General features: G+C 69.9%; 9 protein-coding genes. 7 read left to right on the top strand and 2 right to left on the bottom strand.

What is annotated here, in order from left to right; all coding sequences use genetic code 11:
• From VF647_06545 to VF647_06535, 3 genes are all read left to right on the top strand, one after another.
• The coding region (locus VF647_06545) for a radical SAM protein (GenBank protein ID HEX8451735.1) at nt 1-997 on the top strand (997 nt) is incomplete at its 5' end.
• On the top strand, nt 994-1,737 hold the full coding sequence (locus VF647_06540) for a SprT-like domain-containing protein (GenBank protein HEX8451734.1): 744 nt from the start codon (nt 994-996) through the stop codon (nt 1,735-1,737). The genes VF647_06545 and VF647_06540, both read left to right, overlap by 4 nt.
• A gap of 176 nt (nt 1,738-1,913) precedes the next feature.
• Nucleotides 1,914-3,263 (top strand): glycine--tRNA ligase, encoded by a 1,350-nt coding sequence (locus tag VF647_06535; GenBank protein ID HEX8451733.1) that lies wholly within the window; start codon nt 1,914-1,916, stop codon nt 3,261-3,263.
• A gap of 66 nt (nt 3,264-3,329) precedes the next feature.
• On the opposite strand, the gene VF647_06530 is transcribed toward VF647_06535, so the two are convergent.
• The gene (locus VF647_06530; GenBank protein HEX8451732.1) at nt 3,330-4,073 is read right to left on the bottom strand and encodes a class I SAM-dependent methyltransferase; all 744 of its coding nucleotides are present in this window, start codon (nt 4,071-4,073) and stop codon (nt 3,330-3,332) included.
• A 182-nt stretch (nt 4,074-4,255) separates the two neighbouring features.
• Between VF647_06530 and VF647_06525 the strand changes: the two genes are divergently transcribed.
• The 3 genes from VF647_06525 (at nt 4,256) to VF647_06515 (ending at nt 6,166) form a co-directional block, all read left to right on the top strand.
• Complete coding sequence (locus VF647_06525) at nt 4,256-4,879, top strand: ATP-dependent Clp protease proteolytic subunit (protein HEX8451731.1); 624 nt, start codon at nt 4,256-4,258, stop codon at nt 4,877-4,879.
• A gap of 82 nt (nt 4,880-4,961) precedes the next feature.
• A complete protein-coding gene (locus tag VF647_06520) occupies nt 4,962-5,447 on the top strand; it encodes a hypothetical protein (GenBank protein HEX8451730.1) in 486 nt (161 codons plus the stop codon).
• Nucleotides 5,444-6,166, top strand: a complete 723-nt coding sequence (locus VF647_06515; GenBank protein HEX8451729.1) for a hypothetical protein — start codon at nt 5,444-5,446, stop codon at nt 6,164-6,166. Before VF647_06520 ends, VF647_06515 begins: the two co-directional genes overlap by 4 nt.
• A 286-nt stretch (nt 6,167-6,452) precedes the next feature.
• Here VF647_06515 and VF647_06510 read toward each other — a convergent pair whose 3' ends face one another.
• A complete protein-coding gene (locus VF647_06510; protein ID HEX8451728.1) occupies nt 6,453-7,685 on the bottom strand; it encodes a sensor histidine kinase in 1,233 nt (410 codons plus the stop codon).
• Nucleotides 7,686-7,837: 152 nt separating this feature from the next.
• Here VF647_06510 and VF647_06505 point away from each other — a divergent pair.
• The coding region (locus tag VF647_06505; GenBank protein ID HEX8451727.1) for a hypothetical protein at nt 7,838-8,311 on the top strand (474 nt) is incomplete at its 3' end.

The following is an 8,311-nucleotide window of genomic DNA, read 5'->3' as shown; positions in this document are numbered from 1 at the left end:
CGACGACGAGCTGAAGCAGATGGCCGGCGCCGTGCGCGCACGCTACCACGCCCCCGACCGCGCCACATACATGGTGATGCGGATCATCAACTACACCAACGTCTGCGTGGCGCAGTGCGACTACTGCGCCTTCTACGTGCTCCCCAACCAGCAGGGCGGCTACGTGCTGACGCGCGAGGACGTCTTCGCCAAGATCGAAGACCTGCTGCGCGCCGGAGGCGACCTGGTGGGGTTCAACGGCGGCTTCAACCCCAAGCTTCCGCTACACTACTACTGCGACCTCTTCGCCGCCGTGCGCGAGCGGTACGGCGACGCGGTGGAGTTCTACGCGCTCACCATCGCCGAGTTCATGTTCCTGGCCGACCGCGCGGGGCTGTCGTACGCGGAGACGGCGGGGCGGCTGCGCGACGCGGGGGTGCACTGGATCACCGGCGGCGGGTCGGAGATCCTGACCGAGGACTTCCGGAAGCGCCACGCCAAGTTCAAGTACACGGTGGCCGAGTACCTGCGCGCCCAGCGCGCCGTCGTCGATGCGGGCCTGCGCACGACCGCGACGATGGTGATCGGCTTCGACGAGACGCTGGACGAGCGGCTGGAGCACCTTGACCGCACGCGGACGCTCCAGGACGAGTGCCTGGCCGATGGGCTGCAGGGGATCTTTTCCTTCCTGCCGTGGAGCTACAAGCCGTACGGCACCGCGCTGGGCGGCAACGAGGTGAGCCCGCGCGAGTACTGGAGGCACGTGGCGCTGTCGCGCATCTTCCTGGACAACATCAAGCACGTGCGCACCTCCGTCCTCACGCTCAACGAGGACGCCTTCCGCGCGCTGGAGTTCGGCGCGGACGACTTCGACCTCCCGCTGGAGGACGAGGTGACGCAGAAGGCCGGCGCGACCATCGACCTGGACTTCGACCGTCTGCTGGCGGTGCCGCGCGCGATGGGCTTCCAGGTGGAGTACCGCCACGCCGAGCGTCCTCCCGCGCTGGCGACGGCGTGAAGATCGGGCAGATGCTGCTGGACCTCTTCGGATTCGAGCCTCCCGAGCCGAAGCCCGCGCCCGCGCCGAAGCCCGCGCCTCCCCGCGCGCCCGGACGGAGCGGGCCGGAGGTGCTGGCGATCACGCGCAGGTCGGGCGGGACGTGGGATTGCGTCGTCTTCACCCGCAACCGGCGGATCATGGCGTCGGTGGCGAACCGGGGGCGCGACCTGCGGCTCAACGAAGCCTTCGCCGCCGCGCCGGAGGCGGTGCTGGTGGCCGTCGGCGAGCTGTTCACGGCGCGGAACGCGCGGCGGCGGAACGCGGCAAAGGATGTGGTGCGGCGCTTCATCGCGCAGATTCCGCCCGCGCCCAACTCGGCGCCGCGCCCGCGCACCCGCCGCGCCACCGCCGCCGACCGGGCGCAGATCGCGCGAATGCAGGCGGAGTTCGACCGGGTGAACGCGGAGCGGTTCGGGGGCTCGCTGCCGCGTGTTCCCATCCATCTGAGCGGGCGGATGAAGCGGCGCAACGGGCACTTCTCGTCCACCCCGCTGGAGATCGTGATGTCACGCCGCCTGTGCCTGCACGGCGCGGCGGGCGAGGCGGAGCATACCATGCGGCACGAGATGATCCACCTCTGGCAGTTCGTGGAAGGGCTGCCGGTGGACCACGGCCCTGCCTTCCGCAAGATGGCCCGCCGCCTGGACGTGCATCCGCGCGCCACTCGCAACGTGGAGTGGATGAACAAGGATCGCTGAACTGCAATCTCACGCGAAGGCGCGAAGACGCAAAGAAAGGCAAATTGCTTTTCTCTTCGTTGTCTTTGCGCCTTCGCGTCTTTGCGTGAGACCCGCTGTTCCTATTTGCCTCCACCCCGCCCGCGGGATAATATCTCCGCCCGAGCGAAACGGAGCACATCTTCCTGACGGGATACATGGCGGACACGGAACTGATGGACAAGCTGGTCTCCCTCTCCAAGCGGCGCGGGTACGTCTTCCAGTCGTCCGAGATCTACGGCGGCACCGGGTCGGTGTGGGACTACGGCCCGCTGGGGGTGGAACTGAAGCGCAACGTCAAGGAAGCGTGGTGGCGCGCCATGGTCCACGAGCGCGACGACATCGAGGGGCTCGACGCGGCCATCCTCATGCACCCGCGCGTCTGGGAAGCGTCCGGCCACGTCGCCAACTTCACCGATCCCCTGGTGGAGTGCGGCAACTGCCACCGCCGCTACCGCGAGGACACGCTGCAGGAGCAGGCCGGGACGAAGGAGATGGCCCAGGTGCAGTGCCCCGCGTGCGGAACGCGCGGCAAGTGGAGCGAGCCGCGCCAGTTCAACCTGATGTTCAAGACGTTCATGGGCCCGGTGGAGGAGGACGCATCCACCGTGTACCTGCGGCCCGAGACGGCGCAGGGGATCTTCGTCAACTTCCTGAACGTGCAGACCAGCGCCCGCCAGCGGGTGCCGTTCGGGATCGCGCAGATCGGCAAGGCCTTCCGCAACGAGATCACGCCCGGGAACTTCACCTTCCGGACGCGCGAGTTCGAGCAGATGGAGATGCAGTTCTTCGTGAAGCCCGGCACCGATGCCGAGTGGTTTGAGCGGTGGCGCGAAGAGCGCTTCCGCTGGCACACCGAGGTGCTGGGGCTCTCCGCGGACCGCCTGCGCTACCATCCGCACGAGAAGCTGGCGCACTACGCCGCGGCGGCGGGCGACGTGGAGTTCCATTTCGGCGGCACCATCGGCGAGGGCGGGTGGGGCGAGATCGAGGGGATCCACAACCGCACCGACTTCGACCTGACCAAGCACCAGGAGTTCTCGGGGAAGAAGCTGCAGTACGTGGACACGGCGACGAACGAGAAGTACATCCCGTACATCATCGAGACCTCGGTCGGCGCGGACCGCGCGACGCTCGCGGTGATGGCCAACGCGTACCGCGAGGAGGAGGTGGAAGGCGAGACGCGCGTGGTGCTGGGGATCAAGCCGTCGCTGGCGCCGCTCAAGGTGGGCGTCTTTCCGCTGGTCAAAAAGGATGGCATGCCGGACCGTGCCGCCTTCATCCACCACGACCTGCGCCGCCGCGGCATCCCCAGCTTCTACGACGAGGCCGGCGCCATCGGCCGGCGCTACCGGCGGCAGGACGAGGCCGGCACGCCGTTCTGCATCACCGTGGACGGCGAGACGATGGAGCAGGGCACCGTCACCGTCCGCGACCGCGACACGATGCAGCAGTCGCGCATCTCGCAGGACGAGATCGCGGGGTTCCTGGAGGAAAGGATCCGGTAGGGGCCCCTCCCCCGCTCGTTCCTCGCGACCCCTCCCCCAAACTGCTGGGGGAGGGGTGTTTGGCGCTCAGGCCAGCGGCTTGCGGGCGGCGAGGAGGATGCGCGGGCCGTCCAGCCGCTCGGGGGTGCGCGCGGCGTAGCTGTTGAAGGTGCGCGCGTCGTCGAAGCCCGCCGCGTCCAGGTGGTGCTGGAGGTCGGGGAGGGTGGTCATCCCGTAGCTGTGGACGAGGCGGGCTTCCGACTGGCCGCTGCGGGCGTAGACGTACTCGTCAGTAGTGATGAAGGTGGCCGCATGGAAGTCGATGTCCTGACTGCGGTTGAGTGTCACCGTCTCACCCTGTACTTCAAAGGTGTAGGGCTGGGGCGGGACGTGGTTCTTGAGGATCCATAGGAAGTTGGGGAGGTCGAGGAAGACCACGCCGCCCGGCTTCAGCGCGCGGTGGATGCGCCGGAGTGCGTCCGCTCGCTCGGCGGGGGTGACCAGGTGCGCGAAGGAGCTGTTGACCCCGATCGCCAGGTCGAACTCGGCGTCTTGATCGATGTCCAGGAAGCCACCCTGGAGGACGCTCACGCGGCGCCTGAACTGCGAGATCGTGCGGGCGGAGGCGACGAAGTCGGGGTGGGGCTCCATCCCGGTGACCTGCCAGCGCAGACGGTCCAGCGGGGCGAGGAGGCGGCCGGGGCCGCACCCCGCATCCAGAACGTGCAGAGGCTGCGGGAGCTCGTACGCGGACGCCAGCGCGCGCAGGAACTCCACGATGTGCGCGGGATAGGAGTCCGATGCGACGTACAGATCGGCCAGGTTGCGCATCGATCAGGATGAAGAGGAGGGGGTTTGCGCCGGGACGCGGTGCCGGGTGCCCCTCGCCGTACGCGGGTCGCGGCGGTATAGTGTCGCGAGAGGCCGCGGCGGGAACGGGACGTGCGGCTGGGACCGGCATCAGAAGGGCGGGCGTGGCCCCGCACGGCTCACCAACAGGTACGGGAGGAAGCATGCGCAGGGAAGAGGGCGACGACCAGGACAAGGAACAGGACGAAGACCAGACAGCCAACGAGAAGTCGGCGTCGGCGCTCACCGACAGCGTCCGCGACCGGCTGTTCAAGAACCGCACGCTCATCATCAGCGGCGCCATCAACCAGCAGCTCGTCTCCAACGTCATGGGCCAGCTCCTGGCGATGGCCTCCGATTCGGACGAGCCGATCAACATCTTCATCAACTCGCAGGGTGGCCACGTGGAGTCGGGCGACACGATCCACGACGTCATCCGCTTCATCAAGCCGCGGGTGAGGATGATCGGCACGGGGTGGGTGGCGAGCGCGGGTGCGCTGATCTTCGTGGCGGTGCCGCTCGAGGACCGCTTCGCGCTCCCCAACACGCGCTTCCTGCTGCACCAGCCCGCGGGCGGCGCCGGCGGCACCGCGGCCGACATCGCCATCGAGGCGCAGGAGATCGTGCGCATGCGCGAGCGCATCAACCGCATCTTCAGCGAGCAGACCGGGCAGTCGATCGAGCGCATCGAGAACGACACGCGCCGCAACTTCTGGCTGAACGTGGAGGCGGCCCGGGAGTACGGCCTGGTGAAGCACATCGTCCGCAGCATGGACGAGGTGAAGTAGCTTTCGCGCCGGACGGTTCGCGGGGGAGGCGCCGATGCCCGGTGCCTCCCCCGCGCCGTGTCCACCCCCTAACGGCGTTACGATGCCCGGATTCGCCGCCATCCCCGCCCTCGTCGTGCGCAGGCGCGCCGCGCTGGACCGCGCCGCGCTCGTGGCGTGCGTGGCCGTGCCGCTCGCCATCGCGGCGGCGGCGCTGGTGGCGGACAACTGGCGCGCGCGGCGCTTCCTGCTGGCGTACGTGGCGCCGTTCTTCGTCGCGTTTCCGCTCTGGTTCCGCACGCGGATGGCCCGTCCGTGGGGCGGGCGCGAGATGGCGGTGGACGGCGCCGTGTCGCTGCTCGGCGCGGTGCGCATGACGGGGAGCTTCCTCCCGTTTTCCGGCCACACGCTCTTCTACCTCTACTCGCTGCTCACCACGCGGACGGCGTGGTACCGGGTGCTGGCCGCGCTGCTCCTGATCGAGACGGCGTACTTCAAGCTGTTGTTGTGGAGCGACCCTCGTTCGTTCACGCTGGGCATCGTGCTGGCGCTGGCGTTCGCGGCGCTTCACCGGAGGGTTGCGACGTGACCTTTGACGAGTTCGAGCGGCGGGCCCGCGAGATCTTCGACGAGATCCCGCCCGAGCTGCGCCACGGCGTTTCCTACCTCCAGGTGTGGAGCCGGGCGATGGCGCACCCGGAGCTTCCCGACGTCTTCACCCTCGGCGAGTGCGCGACCGGCGAGTACGACGTGGAGACCGGCCTCGGCGACGACGTCAGCTCCGGCGTGCACCTGTACTACGGCTCCTTCCTGGCCCTCTCTCGCGAGTACGACGATTTCGACTGGGAGGGCGAGCTTTGGGAGACGATCACCCACGAGATCCGCCACCACCGCGAGTCCGCCGCCGGCGAGGACGACCTGGAGGAGATGGACTACGCCGAGGACGAGAACTTCCGCCGCCGCGAGGGCGAGCCGTACGACCCGCTCTTCTACCGCGCCGGCGACCTCGCCGGCCCCGACCGCTGGGAGGTGGACGGCGACCTGTTCATCGAGCGCTCCCTGCACGCGCGCGAGTTCGCGGCGCTCTCGGAGATCCGCGTGGAGGTGGAGGGCGTGGAGCACGCCTTCCCCCGGCCCGCGGAGCTCGGCGACGTGCACGTCATCTACCTCCTCGGCCTGCGCGACGAGGGGGAGGTCGCGCTGGTCCTGATCCGACGCCGGACGGCGTGGGAGTCGGTGCGCGCGATCTTCGCGGGCGGCGTGCCGCGGGTGTTGGAGTCGGAGGTGGAGTTGGGCGGGTTGGGGTAGGCGCGTCAGGCGGGGTCGGGGCGCGGCGGGGGAGGGCAGACACGCAGGTCTGCCCCTACGAGATTTGGATGCGATTGCGGGGCGACGGTGCGGGGGCGGGCACGGGCGGCCACGCGGGGCCGCCCCTACGGGATTTGTGTGTGAACGCGGGTGTCGGGTGGCGCGGGGCACGGGCGCGATAAATCGCGCCCCTACGGAATCGCGCACTGGGCAGAGATCCGTGCCTACACCCCTCCCCCGCGGTTGGGGGAGGGGCAGCGAGGAACGAGCGGGGGAGGGGGCCCTATCACCCCCTCCCCCGGGCAGTATCGGGGGAGGGGGATGCGTCGCGGAGCGACGCTGGGGGTGAGGGCACGCTCAGCCCGAACACCGACCCGCGGTCCGGGAACTCGAACCACACCTTCCCCCCCGCCGCCTCGATCGCCTCGCGCACCAGGGAGAGGCCCAGGCCGGTGCCCTCCTCGCCGGTGACGGTGCCCTCGTGGGCGCGGAAGAAGCGCGTGAAGAGCTGCTCGCGCGCGTCCAACGGCACGCCCAGCCCGTTGTCGCGCACGCGCACCACGATCTCGGGTCCGCCCTCCGACTCGCGCAGCTCGCCTTCGATGCGGGCCCAGGGGCGCGGCTCGGAGGAGTCGCGGTACTTGACGGCGTTGGAGACGTAGTTGGAGAGCGCCAGCTCCAGGGGGGCCGCCGGGACCTCGGCCACGGGGAGGTCGTCCGCGATCTGCACCTCCACGCCGCGGGCCTCCGCGAACTCGCGAAGCTGACGCCGCACCTCGCCGGCCACGTCCGACAGCAGGACGTTGCGGGCGGGGGCGCCTTCCGTGTCGATGCGCGAGAGCTCCAGCAGCGTACCGAGCGTGTCCTTCATCGCGTTGACGTTGCGCGCGGCGATGTCCACGAAGCGGGTGCGCTGCTTCGGGTCCTCGGCCACCCAGGCTTCCGCCAGCATCTCCAGCGCGCCGCCCGCGGCGCCGATGCGGTTCTTGAGCTCGTGCGTGACGGCGCGGTTGAAGCCGCGCAGCCGGTCCTCGCGCTCACGGGTGCGGTCGTCCGCCAGGCGCAGGAAGTGGGAGGTGGTGTACTGCTGGATCACGGCGATGGAGCGGAAGACGCGGTGCCCGCACACCAGCAGCTCGCCCCGCCCGCACGGCTCCTCCACCTCGTCCGCGGCGTGCACCAGGAAGTCGAAGAGCACGCCCCCCAGGATCTCGTACTCGCGCAGGATCTGGTGCGCGTCGAAGCCCTGGGTGTGGCGCAGCTCGCCCAGCTCCACCGCCTTGGCCACCACCGGCGTGTCCGCGGTGATCTCGTCGGCCGGGTCCTCCAGGTAGCGCGCGATCCCGTCGATGAGGAGCGGCACGTGGTTCAGCAGCTCGTCCGTCGGAAAGATGTCGTTGGGCTGCAGGGTGACGCGCTCGGCGATGCGGCCGAGCCACCGTTCCACCAGCTCTTCGCGCCCCTCGCGCATGCGCTGCGCCAGGGTCGCGGCGAGGGGACACTCTCGGGTTGCGCTCATCGGATGGGGCCCGGGTACCGTGACCTGCGAAGCGACGGGCAGGGGCAAGCTCCATTCCGCGCGCCCGCACTTTCGCCGCGAGCCGCTCCCCGGCTACCTTCGCGGCGCCCGGTTTGCAGGCGGCGCGCGTGGACCGTTCCAGGGAGGATGGATTGAGCGAGATCGAGGAGGGGCCCGCCCCGCGCGGGCCGCTGGTGACGCCGTACGAGCTGGTGTTCGGCGAGGGGGGGCTGGAGGAGCGCGTCTTCCCGGACATCCTGGCCGAGGCCGAGGCGCAGGCCGAAGACCCCGCGCGCCGCGAGCGCTTCGGCTTCCTCTCCGTGGTGGCGGACGCGCTGCGGGCCGTGGTGCCGGACGAGGCGACGGCGGAGATCCTGGAGGAGTACCGCCTCCTTTTCTACCACGGCTTCAACTTCTGGCGGTTCGGCCGGCGTCTCTACGTGCTGGAGCCCGCCACGGCGCGCTACCTGGTGGAGGCCGCGCCGCGCATGTCGGGATGGGAGCTGAAGCTGCCGTATCCCTCGGTGTACGTGCAGCTTCCGCCGCGCCTCTTCTGGGCCAGCATCGCCATCGACGCGCCGCCGGAGCCGGTGGACGGCTTCTTCGCCATCCAGTCGCAGGGGATC

Origin of the sequence: Longimicrobium sp. (genome assembly GCA_036387335.1) — a bacterium.
Taxonomy (GTDB): Bacteria; Gemmatimonadota; Gemmatimonadetes; order Longimicrobiales; family Longimicrobiaceae; genus Longimicrobium.
Note: the sequence above shows the minus strand (reverse complement) of the source record. Positions and strands in the feature narration are given on the sequence as shown.

Coding starts and splice junctions, on each gene's coding strand:
- VF647_06535 (HEX8451733.1), top strand. CDS start 1,914: ATGGCGGACACGGAACTGATGGACAAGCTGGTCTCCCTCTCCAAGCGG.
- VF647_06525 (HEX8451731.1), top strand. CDS start 4,256: ATGCGCAGGGAAGAGGGCGACGACCAGGACAAGGAACAGGACGAAGAC.
- VF647_06520 (HEX8451730.1), top strand. CDS start 4,962: ATGCCCGGATTCGCCGCCATCCCCGCCCTCGTCGTGCGCAGGCGCGCC.
- VF647_06530 (HEX8451732.1), bottom strand. CDS start 4,073: ATGCGCAACCTGGCCGATCTGTACGTCGCATCGGACTCCTATCCCGCG.
- VF647_06510 (HEX8451728.1), bottom strand. CDS start 7,685: ATGAGCGCAACCCGAGAGTGTCCCCTCGCCGCGACCCTGGCGCAGCGC.